19 protein-coding genes and 1 tRNA gene are annotated in these 18,522 nt (G+C 61.9%); 9 read left to right on the forward strand and 11 right to left on the reverse strand.

The features are described from left to right. Window positions 1–3 precede the first annotated feature (3 nt). From AC56KW_RS20540 to uvsE, 4 genes are all read left to right on the forward strand, one after another. A complete protein-coding gene (locus tag AC56KW_RS20540) occupies window positions 4–171 on the forward strand; it encodes a hypothetical protein (protein ID WP_497172528.1) in 168 nt (55 codons plus the stop codon). Between the two features lie 148 nt (window positions 172–319). Continuing rightward, the gene (locus tag AC56KW_RS20545; protein WP_497172529.1) at window positions 320–904 is read left to right on the forward strand and encodes a lipocalin family protein; all 585 of its coding nucleotides are present in this window, start codon (window positions 320–322) and stop codon (window positions 902–904) included. 218 nt (window positions 905–1,122) lie between these two features. Beyond that, window positions 1,123–2,028: a CAP domain-containing protein gene (locus tag AC56KW_RS20550; RefSeq protein ID WP_497172530.1), complete on the forward strand. Its 906-nt coding sequence runs from the start codon at window positions 1,123–1,125 to the stop codon at window positions 2,026–2,028. Between the two features lie 145 nt (window positions 2,029–2,173). Continuing rightward, the gene (gene uvsE / locus AC56KW_RS20555; protein WP_497172531.1) at window positions 2,174–3,076 is read left to right on the forward strand and encodes a UV DNA damage repair endonuclease UvsE; all 903 of its coding nucleotides are present in this window, start codon (window positions 2,174–2,176) and stop codon (window positions 3,074–3,076) included. 9 nt (window positions 3,077–3,085) lie between these two features. Here the strand turns inward: uvsE and AC56KW_RS20560 are convergent, their stop codons facing one another. Both AC56KW_RS20560 and epsC read right to left on the reverse strand, forming a co-directional pair. Beyond that, entirely contained in the window at window positions 3,086–3,784 is a 699-nt protein-coding gene (locus AC56KW_RS20560; RefSeq protein ID WP_497172532.1) for an alpha/beta fold hydrolase, read from the reverse strand. 53 nt (window positions 3,785–3,837) lie between these two features. Next, complete coding sequence (epsC, locus tag AC56KW_RS20565; protein ID WP_497172533.1) at window positions 3,838–4,767, reverse strand: serine O-acetyltransferase EpsC; 930 nt, start codon at window positions 4,765–4,767, stop codon at window positions 3,838–3,840. 165 nt (window positions 4,768–4,932) lie between these two features. Here epsC and AC56KW_RS20570 point away from each other — a divergent pair, with 165 nt between their 5' ends. Then, window positions 4,933–5,418 carry an acyl-CoA thioesterase gene (locus AC56KW_RS20570; RefSeq protein ID WP_497172534.1) on the forward strand — a complete coding sequence of 162 codons (486 nt, stop codon included), beginning with the start codon at window positions 4,933–4,935 and terminating at the stop codon, window positions 5,416–5,418. Between the two features lie 58 nt (window positions 5,419–5,476). Further along, a tRNA-Phe gene (locus AC56KW_RS20575) sits at window positions 5,477–5,552 on the forward strand. 132 nt (window positions 5,553–5,684) lie between these two features. Here AC56KW_RS20575 and AC56KW_RS20580 read toward each other — a convergent pair. The 3 genes from AC56KW_RS20580 to AC56KW_RS20590 form a co-directional block, all read right to left on the reverse strand. Then, entirely contained in the window at window positions 5,685–6,545 is an 861-nt protein-coding gene (locus AC56KW_RS20580; protein ID WP_497172535.1) for a hypothetical protein, read from the reverse strand. Window positions 6,546–6,621: 76 nt separating this feature from the next. Then, on the reverse strand, window positions 6,622–8,349 hold the full coding sequence (locus tag AC56KW_RS20585; protein ID WP_497172536.1) for a hypothetical protein: 1,728 nt from the start codon (window positions 8,347–8,349) through the stop codon (window positions 6,622–6,624). A gap of 415 nt (window positions 8,350–8,764) precedes the next feature. Further along, a complete protein-coding gene (locus tag AC56KW_RS20590) occupies window positions 8,765–9,904 on the reverse strand; it encodes a glutathione-independent formaldehyde dehydrogenase (RefSeq protein WP_497172537.1) in 1,140 nt (379 codons plus the stop codon). 422 nt (window positions 9,905–10,326) lie between these two features. Between AC56KW_RS20590 and AC56KW_RS20595 the strand changes: the two genes are divergently transcribed. Beyond that, window positions 10,327–10,956 carry a PEP-CTERM sorting domain-containing protein gene (locus AC56KW_RS20595; RefSeq protein ID WP_497172538.1) on the forward strand — a complete coding sequence of 210 codons (630 nt, stop codon included), beginning with the start codon at window positions 10,327–10,329 and terminating at the stop codon, window positions 10,954–10,956. A gap of 253 nt (window positions 10,957–11,209) precedes the next feature. Here the strand turns inward: AC56KW_RS20595 and AC56KW_RS20600 are convergent, their stop codons facing one another. Continuing rightward, the gene (locus AC56KW_RS20600) at window positions 11,210–11,659 is read right to left on the reverse strand and encodes a hypothetical protein (RefSeq protein ID WP_497172539.1); all 450 of its coding nucleotides are present in this window, start codon (window positions 11,657–11,659) and stop codon (window positions 11,210–11,212) included. Window positions 11,660–11,837: 178 nt separating this feature from the next. Here AC56KW_RS20600 and msrA point away from each other — a divergent pair, with 178 nt between their 5' ends. Further along, window positions 11,838–12,353, forward strand: coding sequence for a peptide-methionine (S)-S-oxide reductase MsrA (msrA, locus tag AC56KW_RS20605; protein WP_497172540.1), 516 nt, complete (start codon window positions 11,838–11,840; stop codon window positions 12,351–12,353). Between the two features lie 25 nt (window positions 12,354–12,378). Here msrA and AC56KW_RS20610 read toward each other — a convergent pair whose 3' ends face one another. The 5 genes from AC56KW_RS20610 to AC56KW_RS20630 all read right to left on the reverse strand — a co-directional run bounded on the left by AC56KW_RS20610 (window position 12,379) and on the right by AC56KW_RS20630 (window position 16,701). Continuing rightward, complete coding sequence (locus tag AC56KW_RS20610; protein WP_497172541.1) at window positions 12,379–12,921, reverse strand: hypothetical protein; 543 nt, start codon at window positions 12,919–12,921, stop codon at window positions 12,379–12,381. A 261-nt stretch (window positions 12,922–13,182) separates the two neighbouring features. Continuing rightward, window positions 13,183–13,755: a histidine phosphatase family protein gene (locus AC56KW_RS20615; protein WP_497172542.1), complete on the reverse strand. Its 573-nt coding sequence runs from the start codon at window positions 13,753–13,755 to the stop codon at window positions 13,183–13,185. 186 nt (window positions 13,756–13,941) lie between these two features. Then, window positions 13,942–14,844 carry a hypothetical protein gene (locus AC56KW_RS20620; protein ID WP_497172543.1) on the reverse strand — a complete coding sequence of 301 codons (903 nt, stop codon included), beginning with the start codon at window positions 14,842–14,844 and terminating at the stop codon, window positions 13,942–13,944. Window positions 14,845–14,915: 71 nt separating this feature from the next. Continuing rightward, window positions 14,916–15,503, reverse strand: coding sequence for a TerD family protein (locus AC56KW_RS20625; RefSeq protein ID WP_497172544.1), 588 nt, complete (start codon window positions 15,501–15,503; stop codon window positions 14,916–14,918). A 73-nt stretch (window positions 15,504–15,576) separates the two neighbouring features. Continuing rightward, entirely contained in the window at window positions 15,577–16,701 is a 1,125-nt protein-coding gene (locus AC56KW_RS20630) for a toxic anion resistance protein (RefSeq protein WP_497172545.1), read from the reverse strand. A 363-nt stretch (window positions 16,702–17,064) separates the two neighbouring features. On the opposite strand from AC56KW_RS20630, the gene gdhA reads away from it, so the two are divergent. Next, complete coding sequence (gene gdhA / locus AC56KW_RS20635) at window positions 17,065–18,408, forward strand: NADP-specific glutamate dehydrogenase (RefSeq protein WP_497172546.1); 1,344 nt, start codon at window positions 17,065–17,067, stop codon at window positions 18,406–18,408. Window positions 18,409–18,522 lie beyond the last annotated feature (114 nt).

Below are 18,522 nucleotides of genomic sequence, written 5' to 3' on the forward strand. Positions count from 1 at the left end.
ACAGTGTTCCGCGATTCACTGGCGCGTACCCCGGGCAATGGCTGGGCGCTGCGCGGCCTGATGGAGGTGTACCGCAAGCGTGGCGACGACGCCGCACTCGCGGCAGCGCAAAAACAGTTTGCCACCACCTGGCTCGGCAAGCGCGAGGGGCCGGCGCTGTCGGCACTCTAGACTGGCAGCGCCGAACTGGCCCTACCGGGGGGGGGCTTGCTGGCCGCGGCATGAACTAGCACCAGCGTGCACGTCGCATGCAATTCATGCGACACAGCAATCCCATTGTCACTTATGCTAGGAACCCAAATACTTACAAGAGGTTCCGATGATCGCCAAGCCTTCGTTCTATGGGTCGTGCGCCGCCCTGGTCTTGTCCGGCCTGTGCGCCGTTCCGGTACTGGCGGCGGACCCCGCCCGGCCGCTGCAACCGATCGAAACGCTCGTGGTGCCGCGCTATATGGGCATCTGGTACGAGATCGCAAAATTCCCTAACGCCTTCCAGAAAAAATGTGTCGGTGACACGACCGCGACCTATACCCTTGGCAACGATGGCAGGGTGCAGGTGGTCAACCGTTGCCGCACCGCCGATGGCAAATCCGACGAGGCCGAGGGCGTCGCGCGCCAGCTCGGCGGCGCCACGTCGCCCAAGCTCAAGGTGCGCTTCGCACCCGCCATCCTGTCCTTCATCCCGATGGTCTGGGGCGACTACTGGGTCATCGACCTCGATGAGAAATACCAGCTGTCCGCAGTGAGCGAGCCCAAGCGCGAATACCTGTGGATCCTGTCACGGACGCCGCAGGTCGAACCGGCCGCGTATGACGCCCTGCTCACGCGCCTCACAGCACAAGGGCTGGATGTGTCCAAGCTGGTGCGCACCTCGCAGACACAGTTACAACAACCCGGCCAGTAGGACGAATACCGGGCCGTTCCGCTTCGGAAAGGACGGTCACACTGATCGCATGGCGCCGATACGCCTGGAAATCCCGGCAGCCGTCCCCATCTTCATCGACAGCAGGATCAGCAAGCAGCGCCAGCTTCGCGTTGGCGTTTGCGCTTGCTGGATTTTTACTACTGAGTCAACTCCGAGCACCGGCTTCGCCGGTTGCCTTGTCGTCCCTGAAGACTTCGATGCCTGGTCCAATCCGATTCCCTGCATTGCGCCACACGCTGCCGGCGCTGGTCGCGGCGTCCGCCATGCTGCTGGCGCCGCCTGAGGCACAGGCCTTGCCCGCGCCATTCGGCGGTGGCGATCCGCTGGCCGCACTGGTCAATGCCTATCGCGCCAATCCCGGCGCCTGCAACGACCGCCCGGCCAGGCCGGCTGCCGCGCTCATCCCGCAAGCCGTGCTATCGCAGTTGCGCATCGGCGCCGGCACCTTCATCGAATCCGCGCTGGAACGCGCCGGCTACGCCGCCGAGCAAGCGCAGGCCGTCTACGTCACTGGCCCCGGAGATGCCAAGGCCGCGATGACCGTACTGGCGCAACAATATTGCAATGTATTGTTGAGCGAAGATTTCTCGGCAATCGGCAGCTATCGCGAAGGAGCGACCTGGACCGTCGTGCTGGCGCGCCCCGCCCCGCCACTGCCATCGAGCACCTACCCGGACTGGCGTGATGCTGGCCGCGAAATCCTCGACGAGGTGAACGCGGCGCGTGCCAGCGCCCGCTCTTGCGGCAGCCGATCGTTCCCACCGGCGCCCCCGGTGGCCTGGAACCCAGCGCTGGGCAACGCCGCACTGGCCCATAGCCGCGACATGGCCACGCGCCGCTACTTCAGCCACCGCGCCAAGGATGGCAGCCAGGCTGCCGACCGCGCCGTGCGCGCCGGGTACAACTGGCGCCGGGTCGGCGAAAACATTGCCTTCGGCCAGAGATCGCCGCGCGAAGCAGTGGAGGGCTGGCTCGACAGCCCGGGACATTGCGCCAACATCATGAACCGCGACTTCACCGAGATGGGCGCCGCCTACGGCGTCACGCCCGAGCGGCAGACCGGCATCATTTACTGGACCCAGGTATTCGGCGCACCGCGCTGACACACCTTTCCCGGGGACACGCCCCGCCCTGCCCGCCTTCGTCCCGGCATGCGTACCGAGTCGCGCTTCCCGCAAAAGCTGCTTGGGATAGACTTCTTTTCAACATCAATTTCCCGTCCGTGCCCTGCTGCGCCGGCAACGTCCCATGACCCAGTCCCAACCACGGCTCGGCCTCGTCTGTATCACCGTCTCGAAAGACGTGCGCTACCGCGCGCTCACGCGCAAGCGCCTGCTCGAGCATTCCGGAGATGGCCAGCGCCGCCTGCTGGAAGATATTTACCGCGACAATATCCAAACGCTGGACAACGCCCTGCGCTACTGCGAGCGCGAAGGCATCGCGCTCTACCGCATGCCCTCGTCGATCTTCCCGTTCTCCGACACGCCACTTGGATTGGAAATCCTGCAACAGTTCAAGGAAACCCTGGGCCGTTCCGGCCGGCGCGCGATCGAGCGCGGCATCCGCCTGGTGATGCATCCCGACCAGTTCGTGGTGCTCAGTTCGGATTCAGAGAGCGTGGTGGCCAACAGCGTGACGATCCTGCAAATGCACGCCGACATCATGGACTTGCTCGACCAGCCACGCTCACCCTGGGCCCTGCTGGAAATCCATGGCGGCAAGGCCGACCGTGAAGATAAACTCGTGGAGCGCATCGCCGCGCTGCCGGACGCGATCCGCTGCCGCATCGGACTGGAGAACGATGAATACGCCTACAGCGCCGACGAGATCCTCGCCGTTTGCGTGCGCGCCGGCGTGCCGATGGTGTTCGACGCCCATCACCACATCGTCCACGAAAAGCTGGACAGCTACGAACACCCGAGCGTGGCCGAGATGGTGGCCAAGGCACGCGCCACCTGGCCCGACCCTGGTCAGCAGCTGGTGCACATCTCGAACGGCCGCGAGGGCTTCAACGACCGCCAGCATTCCGACCTGATCGCGACCATGCCGTCGTCCTATCTCGCCGCGCCGTATATCGAGATCGAAGCCAAGCTCAAGGAAGAAGCGATCCGCGGCCTGGATGGGTGGTGCACACGGGTCGCGCCGGCCTGATTCACCCCTTCAAGGCAGGGTTGGAAGCCCGTCGAGCCACGGCACGATCACATCGCACAACTGCCGCGGCGCTTCCAGGGGAATCATGTGCCCGCTATCCTCGACCAGTGCGAACTGCGCCCCAGCGATCCCGGCATGCAGCTCTTGCACCTCGTCGAGACTGCGCAAGCGGTCGTGTCCCGCTGCGACCACCAGGGTCGGGCAGCGGATGTCGCCCAGCAGGTGCAGGTCGCCCGGCCGCTCGACCATCGACTGGTTGCGAAAAGCCACGCCGCCCAGGCGCACGCCCATCATGCGCACACGCTCGATCAGGGCCGCGTTGGCGGCCTCGCGCGGATGCAGCGACCTGGCGATCGCGGTGCGGCTCAGGCCCGCAAACGACACCGATGGCGCCGCCCTGGCGACTGTGCGCTTGCCCTGGCGGACGGCATCGGAGTCGGGCCGGGTCGAGGTGGCGATCAGCACCAATGCGCGCACGCGTCCGGGCGCCTGGCGCACCATCTCGCGCGCCACGTAGCCGCCCATCGAAAAGCCGATCAGGATGAAGGACGGCGGCGCCTGCGCCAGTGCGCGGCGCGCCAGGTCCTCGATGGTGGAGTCGTGACGCAGGTCGGCATGCGCCAGCGGGCCGAATGGGGCCAGCCGTTCGCGCATATCGTCCCACAGCGTCGCATCAAGCATGTAGCCGGGAACCAGCAGGATAGTCATCGCGCCATCATAGCAAAGCGGGCCGTGCGCGGGGTGGCCGGCGCCCTCGCCGCCTAGGTGTTGCGCATCTGCGCCTGCGACACATTGCTGCCCGGCGGCACGCTCTGGGTCAGCCAGACGTTGCCGCCGATGGTCGAGCCGGCGCCGATCGTGATGCGGCCCAGGATGGTGGCCCCGGCATAGATGACGACGTCGTCCTCGACGATCGGGTGGCGCGGCGTACCCTTGACCAGGGCGCCGCTGTCGTCGACCGGGAAGCGCTTGGCGCCCAGGGTCACGGCCTGGTACAGGCGCACGCGCTCGCCCAGGATCGCGGTCTCGCCGATGACGACGCCGGTGCCGTGGTCGATGAAGAAGCTGCCGCCGATCTGCGCGCCGGGGTGGATGTCGATCCCGGTCAGCGAGTGGCCGATGTCGGCCGCAACGCGCGCCAGAAACGGTACTTTCAACCGGTTCAGGCAGTGCGCGATCCGGTGGTAGAGGATGGCGATGGTGCCCGGATAGCACAGCATGATCTCGGCCACCGAGGTCGCGGCCGGGTCGCCCGCCATCGCAGCCTGCACATCCGACACCAGCAGCGCACGGATGCCGGGCAGGCTGGCCGCGAACTCGCGCGTGATGGCGCGGGCGCGCTCGGCCAGCACGACGTCTTCGGTCTGGTCATGCTCGGCGGAGAACTCTGGCGAAAAGCGCAGCGCGCGCCGCACCTGCTCGGCCAGGCGGTCGAGCGCCACGTTGAGGGTGTCTGCGACGAAGTAATCGATGCTTTCGTCGTTCAGGTCGGGGCGGCCGTAATGCGTGGGAAACAGGGCGGCCGAGACGCCGTCCACGATCTGGCGCACCACGTCGCGCGACGGCAGCTCGCGCACCCTGCCCTGGTGCCGGATGTTATGGGTGGATTCGCGCGAGGTGCGCAACGCGTCGATGACAGGACCGAGGCGCCACTGCACCGATCCACCTTGATGAGAAAATTCGCTGTTCATTTGCCGAGCCTATACGATTCGTTTTTCGATGCCTACGATTTTATGTGCATGTCGATATGCGTGCTTTGACGCGCTCAAAAACGGCATCTGCCAACGGTCGAACTTGCCGCGCAGCAGTTTCTAAGGCAACATCAACGAACGATTTCCATTTGTAATGACACGACCATGAACCTGCCTTCCCACCAGCTCAGCATGACGGTGCTGATGACGCCCGACACTGCCAACTTTTCTGGCAATGTGCATGGCGGCACGATCCTGAAACTGCTCGACCAGGTCGCCTACGCCTGCGCCAGCCGCTATGCCGGCGCCTATGTGGTGACGATGAGCGTCGACCAGGTGACTTTCCGCCAGCCGATCCACGTGGGCGAGCTGGTGACGTTCCTGGCTGCCGTGAACTACACCGGGCGCAGCTCGATGGAGATCGGGATCAAGGTGATCGCCGAGGACATCCGCAGCAAGGTGGTGCGCCATGTGAACAGCTGCTTCTTCACGATGGTGGCGGTGGGCGACGACAAGAAGCCGGCAGCGGTTCCTGCCCTCGCGCCGGAGACGCCGGACGAACTGCGCCGCTTCGAAGAAGCCAAGGGCCGGCGCCAGTCGCGGCTGGCGCTGGAACGCGACCATGCGCAGCGGATTTCGAGCAAGGAATAAGCGTCGCCACGGCCGGATTGTTTATCCAGCGCAAACGCTGCTATAATTGCGGCCTCTTGGCCTGGTAGCTCAGTTGGTAGAGCAGAGGATTGAAAATCCTTGTGTCGGTGGTTCGATTCCGCCCCGGGCCACCAAGAACAGGTGTCAAACGAAACGCCAACCGTCGCCGGTTGGCGTTTTTGTTTGTGGACTCCACAGTCCTTGTGTCGGGTATATTTCCGGTACTCGTTAGTGATAGGCGAGTTCCGAACTGCGACTTTTCCCGCTTACTGATCTTCCTGTTTTCGCAGATGTTGTATCCCCTTCCATGCAGCGATTCCAAGCGTCAGGCCAGCCGCGCCCCCGGCTATGATGGGCCAAATGGGTGCGGACACTAGTCCCAGCGATATTGCGGCCGCTCCAAGCCCACTCGACCCTAACACCGTTACCGAGCCAGCAGCCAGGGAACTTCCTATTGCAGCACCGGCCAACGCTGTTGCCCCTCCGGTTGCGTATGCCGAGGGGCTTTCAGCAGCCTCTTTTACGAGATCTTGCAGGTCGTCCCACGTCGCAGCAACCGCTTCGGACGCTTGCGGAACCAGACTAATCACGCCTTCCCTAAACCTTGAAGCCAATGACAATACCCGCTCATCGTTCACAACTCGACGTGCCCCACCGATTATCAACGCCACACCTACCGCGACAATTGCCCCGTCAAGCAACAAGTCCCCGAATCCATTGGGCGCGTTCAGTAGCGCGTCAACCTTGTCCCCTAACACGTAGCCGAAGCTCCCCAGAATTGCCGCTCCTCCTCCAATGATTACCATTGCGGGAACGCAGGTGACACCAGCAACCATTCCAACGCCTCCGACGAACACGCCCTTAAGCAGCGTCATGGCAAAAGCCGCTGAGCCGGCCGCGCCGATTCCAAGTCCCGTTAATCCACTCATGTCCGCTAGTTGACTACCTGCCAGGTCCCGACCAAGGACAACCTGGCCATTGAGCACTCCCCACGACAGGATGGCGGCACCAAGTGCTATCTCTGCAACTCCTACCTCTGCTTGATGTTTTGCAGCCCATTCTTTGCAGCGGTCAAGTGCTCGCTCGAGTGCGGACCGATCAGCTGCGTGCAGCAAAATTTCACTCATCTCTTCTCCAAAAAAGGTCAACGTGCCGCGGGTATCTGCAGTAGATCGTTCAGTAGAATCGGAGGCATGGTGATATTTAGATTCCGAAAGCCCTCAGGCTCGCATCGAGTAGCACTTCCAACGGATTATGTTTTTGACCATCTGGGCGCGCATTGCGCGGCACTTCCTCATATAGGTAGTAGGCATTCTGTCCAGTGAACTTATCGTGGAAAAGCGACTGCCTGCCTCTCAGGTACGGAACAAACGGGTCAGCGCGAACGGTAGCATAAATGGCATTTGCGCTAAAACCCAAGGTCGCATCTTGGCTGATCGTTCGACCGGTGGATGCGCTTTCCAGGCGCACGCCACGACACCCCTTTACGATGAGCGTAACTGGTCCTTCAAAAGCGAGGTAACGCAACTGGAACGTCAGCCATGCATGGAGTGTTCCCAAGCGCCAGTGGCTGCTAATTTTCGGGCGCTGCCCAGTCTTGTACACCATCCCAACCAGCCCCCGTGGCTGGAGCACAACGGCCTCGCCGGGAGAAATCTCCAGAACAGCGACTTCATCAAGTGCGTCGGTGGTGGACGACACCACGATATCAGCAGATTGCGTGGTACGAAGTCGTTTCAACATCCATAAATGCGAAGCGATGCTTGTAAGCCAATGGTTCCAGTCGAATAGCAACTTCGTCTTGGCGTTCACTCCTGCGGGCTGGCTTTGGCAGTAGTCCGGACGGATGAGCATTTCATGATCAGGAGGTAATTTCATCGTCTGCGATATCGAAGAGATAAACGAGCCTTCACGAGCTGAGCGTTGGTTTGGAGACGTTAACGTAGCCCCACTCCCCTTCTTCGTACAAATCACAATCGGAGGCCTGCGTGCGGCGTGCGGCGCCAGAACGAAATAGAAGAGTGTGCGAATGGCTACCGGAACAAGCCACCAGCCGATTAGCACGGCCAACGCAATCGGCAGTACTGGACGCACCGCCTGGTACGCCTGCCAGAGGTGGTTCTGCTCCGCTAGGCGCTCGGCCTCGAGAACTCGGTTACGCAGCGGAGAAACGGCTTCTGCAATCTGCTGTTCATTAACCCGAAATTCGTTCAGCGCGACGGGCAGCGACAGTCGGGCCAGAATTGCTTTCTGCGCCAGATAATCCTTGTGCGCCCGGCTATTCGCAGCTTTAAAGACCTTCGCATCCTTTTTCAGCTTCTCTACTTGCTCGTACCACCTCGTGAAGGGGATCTTCATCAGCACACCTGCAGCCGCTTCAATTTGGGTCAGTTGCTGCTCTGTGCGTCGGAGACCCGCATAAATTCGCACATGCTCCAGACGGAGTTTCTCGAGCTTTTCAAGCGCCGCCCGTCGGTTGCCTAGTACAAAAACGTGTGTGCGCAATGCACTCAGATAAGCTCTTGTCTGACGCCGCAGTTCGATTTCGACTCCACGTATAGCCTTCTGCCGCAGCTCTTCCACTATCCAATCAGCGCCCTTTAATGCGCCAGGCGATAGGGCTACGTTATTCCGGTTGTGTTGTAAACAGGTGATTTGGTTGTCGAGAACACGGATTTCCGCATCAAGCTGCTCAATGGTTGCTTCGGACAACCGCCCGACCTGCCGGGCCATTTCGTGCGCCAGTGCCGCCTGATGATTGCTCACGTCCGCTTGAACGGTCCGCAGCGCCGGTAGTTCGTTGACAATGCGTTGAACGTGTATCCACTCGCTCCGAATCAATTTTCCCGAGACGAGAATGAGCACAATGAATCCGAATAAAAGCAGGTTACGTCGAATGATCTGGAACGTAACGGAGAGAAAATGACCCACGAGGAACCACCGAACGTTAAAAGACTGCAAAAAGCAGCGGTGCGAGGAGCGCTAGCGATTTGGAGGATCACGCAGCAAACATCGAGACGCCGATCGTTAAGAAGGCGTGCAAAGGAAACAGACACCTGCTCTTCTGCGTTCCAAAAGCATACTTGCCGTGGCATCTCGAGTATTTGCCAAATCGGCAATGAGCCGCCCAAGGCGAAGCCTGTTTCTTCCTGCCAAGTGTACGGGGAATGTTGCCTCCATAGCAAACTTAATCTTGCTAAAAATTATCACATGCGCGTTCATAGAGGCCAGGATTGAAAATCCTTGTGTCGGTGGTTCGATTCCGCCCCGGGCCACCAAGAACAGGTGTCAAACGAAACGCCAACCCATCGGGTTGGCGTTGTCGTTTCAGCGCCCGGGGATCGCTTTATTTACCGGGCTTGAGCACCACCTTGGTCCATCCATCCGCCCGTTTGTCGAACTGTTCATAGCCCTTGGGCGCTTCATCCAGCGCGAGTTCGTGTGAAATGATCGCTGACGGTTTGGCACGCCCTGCCTGGATCAGCTTGGCAAGGTGACGATTGTAGGCCTTGACGTTGGCCTGGCCAGTGGCTATGCGTTGCCCCTTAAACCAAAGCTGGCCGAAGTCAAAGGCCAGCTTGCCCTCCTTGGCGAGCTGGTCCTTGGCGCCCGGATCCTCGGGCAGAAAGACACCGACTACCCCGATGCCGCCGGTGGCCTTGACCGACTGCACCAGATTGTTCATCGTCAGGTTCGGCACTTCCTTGCCGTGTTTGTCGCAGCACTGGTAACCGACACATTCACAACCACAATCAGCACCCTTGCCATCGGTCAGGTCAAGAATTTGCTGCACGCCTCCCTGCTCGGTATCGTCGATCGCGATCGCGCCCATGTTTTCGGCCAGCTTCAGTCGGTCCTTGTGGGTATCGACCACGAATACGCGGCTTGCGCCCTTCAGGTAGGCCGACATCACCGCCATCAGGCCGACGGGACCGGCGCCATACACCACGACCGAGTCGCCGGGCCGCATGCCGGCCAGCTCGGTGGCGTGATAACCGGTCGGGAAAATGTCGGACAGCATGACATAATCGTTTTCCTTCTCCTGTGCATCTTCCGGCAACACCAGGCAGTTGTAGTCACCGTAGGGTACGCGCAGCAATTCTGCCTGTCCCCCGCTGTACGGTCCCATGCCAGCAAAGCCATAGGCAGCCCCGGCGGTACCCGGATTGGCGGTCAGGCAAAAGCCGGACAGGCCGCGTTCGCAGTTCTCGCAAAAGCCGCAGCCGATATTGAATGGTAGGCATACCATGTCACCGACCTTGACCCGGTCGACCGCCTTGCCAACTTCGATCACCTCGCCCATGTTCTCGTGACCAAGGATGCGGCCGCTCTCCATACTGGTGCGGCCTTCATACATGTGCAGGTCGGAGCCACAGATGTTGGTGGTGGTGATGCGCACCAGAACGTCTGTCGGCTTTTCGATCTTTGCATCCGGAACCTCCTTGATCTGGACATTGCAGGGGCCGTTATAGACAAGTGCTTTCATGATGATCCTTTCCGCGCAAAAAGTTGTCGGTTGCAGCCAAGCGCAGCAACCCAAAGGCTACTATGCGGCCCGAATCTCATTGACGCAGTGCGCCAGCTAACGGAAGCTGCCATCCGAGTTCCCGTCATCGAAATCGCACCTCGGTCGGCGGCCAGAATATTGAAAGTACTTGTATCGATGATGTGATTCCGCCGTCCAGGGCTACCAGAACGTTTCAGCAAAACGCCAACCCATGCAGGTTGGCGTTTTGTCAGCATCCGACATTCTTGCCCCCTGGTGCTTTCCAGACCAATTGGCCGCGTCGAAAAACTTTACACATAATCGCGCCTGAAACAGGTTTATGCGCTAACTCCTTGATAATCGGCATTTTTATCCATAGCTCAATAATTGCTCTTAGAAGGAAACTTTGTTAAGGACAATTCATGAATATCTTTCCCCAACTGATCGGCGCCGTCATTGGCCTGATGTTTTGTGCCAGCACCAATGCGGCAATTCTCGCCACCAATACCAATTACGGCGCGCTGGACGGCGGTGAGGCCAGCCGCACGCTGGATGTCACGGCGCAGGGCGTGATCACCGATGTCAATATTACGATCGAATTCGCCAAATGTGACAACCCGGAGATTGGACCAAGCGGCACTGCCTGCCTGGGTCGAGGTGATCCTTTCGAAGAAGAGTTTCAGTTCACCCTGATTGCGCCGAACGGGAAAGCCGTTGTTCTGGTCTCCCCATTCGTCACCTATAACGGACTGGCAAGCGCGGGGAAAGGCCGGGTCAGCGTGACGTTCGACGACGAAGCCCTGCGCGCCGCTGGGCCACGCATCGAAGGCGGAAACTTCCGCCCTGCGGCAGCGCTGTCAGCCTTCGACGGGATGGACGCATCCGGCATATGGACACTTCACATGAAAGACTTCGCGCGCGCAGACCCGCTGGAATTCTTTTCCGCGCAACTGGATATTATTGCCGATGCACCGATTCCGGTGCCGGAACCAGCGAGCCTGGTCTTGCTGGGCCTGGGCGTACTGGGAATGAGGGCGGCGCGCCGCCGTTGAAGCGTCTATGATGTTTGTTGGAAAAGACCATTGTGGCAGGCAGAACCTTGGTCCAGCAAACACTGATGCGGTGACAGACTCGGCGCGAAGATTGACGATCCTTGTGCTGGCGCTCCGATTCCGCCCGAGGGCCACCAAGAGTTCGGTGGCAAGTAGAACGCCACCTTTGGGTGGCGTTTTTGTTTTCCGGAGCGTCAAGCGTCCGGGCTTGGCATTGCGGCGCCGCGACAACGAGAACTCGAACGCCCCAGTTTCAGTCTTTTCGCTCCCTGAACTCGCCATCGATCACCATATCGTCGCTGCCGCGGGGAGCTTGTGGGCCAGTGCGTTTGAAGACGGACGATATGCGATCAAAAGCGGCCCGCTTCAACCAGGGGAATGTGAGAACAACAGCCGTGGAAAACCCTGTCAACGTTGCGGAAACCGCGTCGCCTCGCAACACGAAGTGCACTAGGCAAAGTGCCAGCAAGCCCACGATGAGCGGTCGACGTACAGGTTTAGGCAATAGCCCAACGACGCGCAACTTGCCTTTGCTTATCCGGGGAAATCTTGCAAAAAGGCCACCTAGAAGCAGACCGGCAAGGAACCGCCCCGTGCCAAGATAATCGGCCAACACCCCGACGACAAGGAAACCGGTGTAGGTCATTACACTGGCCAACGCTGCCAATAGCAACAATGCGACAGCCATCGTCAACTTTGGCATGCGGAACGCTGCATTTACGAGGATACGTAGGATTTGTGTACTCCGGTAAGTGGGCATCGACAGATTATCGCCAGTTTAACAGGGTCGGTGCTTCGATTTTCGCCCCGGACAGCGAAGAACGGAGCAACGTGGGAAGATAGGCTCTTTGATACACCACTCATTCAAGCAAAGGCAATCAATGACAGCGCAAACTGAAACCGCCATCCTGGCCGGCGGCTGCTTCTGGGGCATGGAGGAATTGCTGCGGCGTATGCCCGGCGTGCTGTCGACACGCGTCGGCTACACTGGCGGCGACGTGCCCAACGCCACCTACCGTAACCATGGCACGCACGCGGAAGCGCTCGAACTGGTGTTCGATCCAGGCCAGATCAGCTATCGCCAGATCCTCGAGTTTTTCTTCCAGATCCACGATCCGACCACGGAGAACCGTCAGGGCAATGATCGTGGGATGAGCTATCGCTCGGCCATCTATTATCTCGACGACGCCCAAAAGCGCATGGCCGAGCAGACCATCGCCGACGTCGATGCGTCCGGCCTCTGGCCCGGCAAGGCCGTCACCGAGATCGCCGCGGCGGGGCCTTTCTGGGAGGCCGAGCCAGAACACCAGGATTACCTGGAACGCAACCCGAACGGGTACACCTGCCATTTCATCCGGCCGGGCTGGAAACTACCCGCCCGCCAGGAATCGGCCTAAGCCCGGCACCGCCTGCCTGGATGTGTCACTTTCCTGGCGCATCCAGGTAGAAGATGGCGTAGACCTTGGCGCCGGATTTCTCGGTCGGCTTGTCAATCTGAATCTGCGCGCAGTCCTCTGCCACCAGGCTGCGCCAGTTGACGACGCCTGCGTTGGCAAACACGGAGTTGACCTTGCATGCCAGACTCATGTCGAGCGCGAGGCGGGCGTTGCGTTGTTCGGGCTTGGCATAGTTGACGCCGCGGATCTCGATACCGAAGCTGCTCAGCCACGGTTCCCACAAGCCCCGTTCTACGCCCTGCACCATGCGCCCCAGCATGGCCTCCAGCGACAATCCCTTCTTGACGACGGCACGCAGCAATTGCAGTGACGGCGCCTCGCGCATATCGGTGCTTTGCTTGCCCGCGCCCCTGTCGCCGATGGCTTTCAACTCCTTTGAAAACGCGGCATCACGTTCCGTATAGTCGCGCATACGGTGATAGAACTCGGCATCCAGGAAGGGATTGTCCACCCGCCCGGTGGCCGTCCCGGACGGCTTTGTGGCGGAAGGCTGTTGTTTGTTGGTCATTGAAATAGCTTCGAAGGATAATGGCGCAGCATATCACCCCCACCAGGCCGACGAAGGGAAGAAGCGTGCACACGGCGCGGTTTTCGCATGAGCCCAGGCCGAGGAAGATTTGCTCCCGATTGAACAGGCATACCTGCTGTACGACAAGCGACAGGTGCTTGCTCGTACGCATGAGAATGCGGCGGACGTGCTGCACACCCGAGCCGCGCTGCAACGATGACCGGCCAGTGCAATGGTAGGGCGAAAGATCCTGCCTGCCCGTCAGCTTGCCAGCTGTGCCACCGGGACGGTCGCCTCGATCCGCAAGGCGCCGTCGGGGCTGCGCGCGGCAATGACGAATTCGCCCTGTTCCACGTACTTGCCGACCAGCGCGCGGATGTTCACGTCATGGGTCACCAGCACCAGGTTGCCCGGATCGTCGTACCCCGCCAGGTAAGTGCGCAGCTGCGCCAGTTTGCGCTGGCGCGCACTTTCGTCATCCTGGAACATCGAGTCGATCATCGTACTCGGTTCGACCCGGCCGAACGCCAGCCGGGCGGTGTCCAGGCAGCGGCACCAGCGGCTCGACAGCACCGGGCCGACCGGCACCGCGTGCCTGCGCAATGCCGCGCCGATCCTGACGGCATCGTCGCGGCCGGCCGCCGACAGGTTGCGCTGGGTGGCGCACGCACCGAGCCTGAAACCGGGCGGATCGCCAATGCCCGGCACCGTGGCAGCGTGGCGCATCAGGATGACGAAGCTGCCGCGCTGGAGTAGCAGCCACGGCGATTCGGCAGCGCTCGCAACAGGCGCTGCGCACGCCGTCAGTGCGGCTAGAAAATGGCGTCGGTCCATGGATGGTCGCAATCGCGGAAACGGTCGGATGCTCGGATTGTACGGCCACCAGCAGCCTCTCGCCGTTCACATCACGCCGGACAGGCAAAGACGCCGACCAGCACGCACCGGAACGCTGCCGTCACGCGCGACAACCCACGGCAGCGATCGATAGCCATCTTCAGGCCAGCAACGCATCAGTTCATTTCAGGTGGGATTCCTGCCGGTCCCACCCTGCGCCTGCGCCATCTCGAGCGCCGGCAAGGTCACCGTCAGGAACGACGACACCTGCCCGATCAAGTCGGCCGCCTGCTGCCGTACCTGCCCCATTTGCAGCACCGACAATTCGGCCTGGCGCACCGCCTGCTGGATCAGCGTGCGGCGCTGCACGAGCGCATCTCGCAAGGCCGTATCCGGCGCGTCTTCAACGAGTGTCGACACCACGCGCAGCACCAGCAGATGCAGGCCCAGTTCCGTTGCGGACGCGTCCAGCTTGCGCATGGCGGCCTCGCTGTCGGCCATCAACTGCAGAAGCTGCATGCGGGACGACGTCAACGCCGGCCGGTACTCGGCCGGCGAAGTCGGGCGGCGGAACAGCTTGCCGAACATGCCCACCGGCCCCCTGGTGGTAGCGAGCGCGGCCTCGAGCAGCGCCGGCACGCCCATCTGCGTGAACTTCAGCACCAGGTCGGTCATGGGCTGCAGCAGCGCGGCCTGTTCCATCAGCGGCGCCTCGGCCCAGTCGGTGACCAGCGCCAGCCTGACCGGCAGGATGCGGCGGAACAGGATCGCCAGGCGCTGCTCGGCCTGGGCGAACACATCCGGATAGTCGGCGTGCACCGTGGCGAGCGCATCGCGCACCGCCGGATGGTCTTCGCTGTCGAACAATGGCCGGGCCGCGGCTTTCCGAATCAAGGAAGACGACGCCGGCGCCGTGGGTATATCGTCGAACGACAGCGCCCTGGGTGGGCCGTCGCGATCAGGCGTTGCAGCACCATCCTGCGCGTTGCCGAAGTCGAACGCCCGCGGCCCGGCTGGACGGTCGACCGGGCCGGGGGACGGCTCCGGCGCCTCGCCGAAGTCGAATGCCTTGGGCGTCTGGTGTGTCATCTAGCTGCTTGCATCAAAAGCCATCAACGCTCCGCTCGGGCAAGGCTGCGCGGCAGGGCGCATGCCTTTGCTCAGACAGTGCCGCCCAGCTTGCGAATAAAGGTCGCCAGGTTCAGCTTGAAACCGGCGCCGACGGCCTGGAAACGCCATTCACCATCCCTGCGGTACAGCGAGCCGAATTGCAGCGCGGTCTTGTCCGAGTAGTCTTCGTTCAGGTTGTATTCAGCAATTGTCTCGCCGGTATCGTCGTTGTACACCTTCACGTAGGCGCCGGACACGCTGCCGAAATTCTGCCTGCGCACCTCTGCATCGTGGATGGTGACCACGATCGGCATTTCCATTACCGCCGCGTCGACCTTGGCCAGGTCGACGGTGATGACTTCGTCGTCGCCATCCTTGTCGCCCGTGCGGTTGTCGCCCGAGTGCACGACGGCGCCGTCCGGCGAGGTCGTGTGGTTGTAGTAGACGAAGTGGGCGTTGCTGATCATGACCGGATGGTCGTCCGCGTCCTTCCTGCACAAAAACACCGACGAATCGAGGTCGAAGGCGTGGCCGTCGGTCGCGTTGACCTTCCATCCGAGGCCGATACGTACGCGCTTCAAGCCCGGAGCGGATTTTTCGAGGTTGATGCGGTGGCCGGTCTGGAGCGTCGTCGACATGAGCTTTCCTTGTATGGTAAGAATGGTATTTTTTGCTGGATTGGGCAAGCGCATCAACGGGCGCCAACCGCCATTACGCCGCGCCGGGCGAGAACCTGGCGATCAGCTCGCGCTCCAGTTCCTGCAGCTTCGGCAGCTCGTCGCGCCGGCGTTGCTGGCCTTCGTGCGAGATCTGCTCGAGCTTGTCGAAGGCGGTGACCAGCTGCGTCTGGACGTGCTGGGCGGTTTCCAGGCTGACGATGGAGCGCTGCTTGGCGCGCGCCACGGTCTCGGTGTTTTCCAGCAGCATGTCGGCCTGGGCGCGGAAGGCCGCATCGGTGGCGTCGTAGGCGGCGTTGGCGACCGCCGCGCTCTGCTTGGCTTCCAGTTGCAGCAGGTAGAGCGAGAACACATTGCGCCACGCGGGAATCGACACATTGACGATGTCCGTGAAGGTGTCGGTCAACGCCCGTGCATTGTCTTGCGACAGGCGGATCTGCGGCACCATCTGCGTGGCCATCAGCATGGCGCGGCGCAAGTCGTCGATGCGTTTTTCGAGCCGCTCGAGGCGGCGCCGGAGCTCGGTCGCCTGCTGCGCCTCGAAGGCATTCGCCGCCGCGCCTTGCTGCGCCACCGCCTGGCGCAGCCGCTCGGCCCAGGCTTCGCCCTTCCTGACGTCGGCGTCCAGGCCCTGGTAATAGATTTCCAGGCCCTTGTACATCTCGTCGAAATCATGGATCCGGCCCCGGTGCACGCTGGCATGGCGGGTCATCTCGGAAACCAGGGTGTCCATGCGCGATTCGACCACCTGGTATTGCGACAGCATTTTTTCCTTGACCGAGCCGAACATGTTCGTCACGCGCGACATCAGGCCGCCGGAACGCAGCTTGGCCGGGTCCAGGCCCTTCGAGGTGGCAATCAGCTCGTTCAGCTGCGTGCCGAACACGTCCGCATCCGATGCGCGCACGGTGCCCAGCAGCTTGGCCGACACCTTCGCCACGCCGGGGCCGGCGGCGCTGCCCAGTGTCTCGATCGCCTTGTCGTCGATACCGGTGAGGTCGACGCGCACCACTGGCGCCGCGCCTGCCTCCGGGGGCAACGCCGGCAGCGCGTCCGCCGTGCGGGCCGGATCCAGCAATGGAGGCAACCCCGCAGCGGGCGTCGCGGGGGCGACAGAGGCGGCGTTTGCTTCCTCGTCGGAGGAGAACAGCGGTTTCATAGGATTCCCTCAAGGTTGGAGTGACAACATCAATAGCTTACCACCGGACAATCGGGCTGCAAGCGTTTCAGCCTGGCCAGCACATTGCTAGAGCGTGCGAACCGCTTCTGATAACATGGTTCCCTGATACAGCATCATCGAGACGCCGACCCAGGAAGTCGGCGTGTCAGTCTTTCGGGTCACCACTCCCCTACCATCACGGCCGCGCCAATCCTACAAGGTGACGCCCGCCGCTGCGTGACGAGCCGCCTACCGCCGGACGGGCCGCGGTCGTCGTCCGCGCCTGCTCCCCACAGGACGCCGACAACCGGCGCCGACGGCGAGGTACCTGACTCAGACATTTTCCGATCTTTAGGATCCACCATGAAATACGAATCCCTACACCAGTTCTTGCAGCATGTTGCCGACCGCAACCCCGGCCAGGGCGAATTCCTGCAGGCCGTGACCGAAGTCATGGAAAGCCTGTGGCCCTTCATCGAACAGCATCCCAAATATGCCGAGCATGGCCTGCTCGACCGGCTGGTCGAGCCCGAACGGGTGGTCATGTTCCGCGTCGCCTGGGTGGACGACCACGGGCAGGTCCAGGTCAACCGCGGCTACCGGATCCAGCACAGCATGGCGATCGGTCCCTATAAGGGCGGCATGCGCTTCCATCCCTCGGTCACCCTGTCGGTGCTCAAGTTCCTCGCCTTCGAGCAGACGTTCAAGAATGCGCTGACGACACTGCCCATGGGTGGCGGCAAGGGCGGCGCCGACTTCGACCCCAAGGGCAAGAGTCCGGGCGAGGTGATGCGTTTCTGCCAGGCCTTCGTCAGCGAGCTGTTCCGCCATGTCGGCGCCGATACCGACGTTCCTGCCGGCGATATCGGCGTCGGCGCGCGCGAAGTCGGCTATATGGCCGGCATGATGAAAAAGCTGAGCAACCGGGCCGACTGCGTGTTTACCGGCAAGGGGCTGAGCTTCGGTGGATCGCTGATGCGGCCCGAAGCCACCGGCTATGGCACCGTGTACTTCGCCGAAGAGATGCTCAAGACGCGAGGCCGTTCCTTCGAGGGCTTGCGCGTGAGCGTATCGGGCTCGGGCAATGTGGCGCAGTACGCCATCGAGAAAGCGACGTCCCTCGGCGCCAGGGTCGTCACGGTGTCCGACTCGAGCGGCACGGTGATCGACAACGACGGATTCACGGCCGAGAAGCTGGCCATCCTCATGGAAGTCAAGAACCACCTGTATGGCCGCGTCAGTGACTACGCCGAACGCACCGGCAGCCGTTTCGATGCCGGCGTGCGACCATGGCATGTGCCCGTCGACGTGGCGCTGCCCTGCGCCACGCAGAACGAACTCGATGCCGACGATGCCGCCGTCCTGATCCGTAACGGCGTGCTGTGCGTGGCCGAAGGGGCCAATATGCCGTCGACCATCGAGGCCGCGAAAGCATTCGAGGCGGCGGGCGTGCTGTACGCTCCCGGCAAGGCCAGCAATGCCGGCGGTGTCGCCACCTCGGGCCTCGAGATGAGCCAGAACGCCGAGCGCCTGTCCTGGCCGAGCGAGGAAGTCGACGCCCGCCTGCTGCAGATCATGCGCGGCATCCATGCCGCTTGCCTGAAATATGGCGCGCGCGCCGACGGCAGCATCAGCTATGTGGACGGCGCGAACATCGCCGGCTTCGTGAAAGTCGCCGACGCCATGCTGGCCCAGGGCGTGACCTGATGCCGCGCTAGCCCCACCACCGGCGTGACGCCGGCCTGCGAGGCCGGCGTTGTACCGTTGCGCCACCGCTGGGCGGTTGATTCCATTGCCTCGGCATCATGTTATTCTTGCACG

It is taken from the genome of Telluria sp. RT2P19, assembly GCF_059685725.1.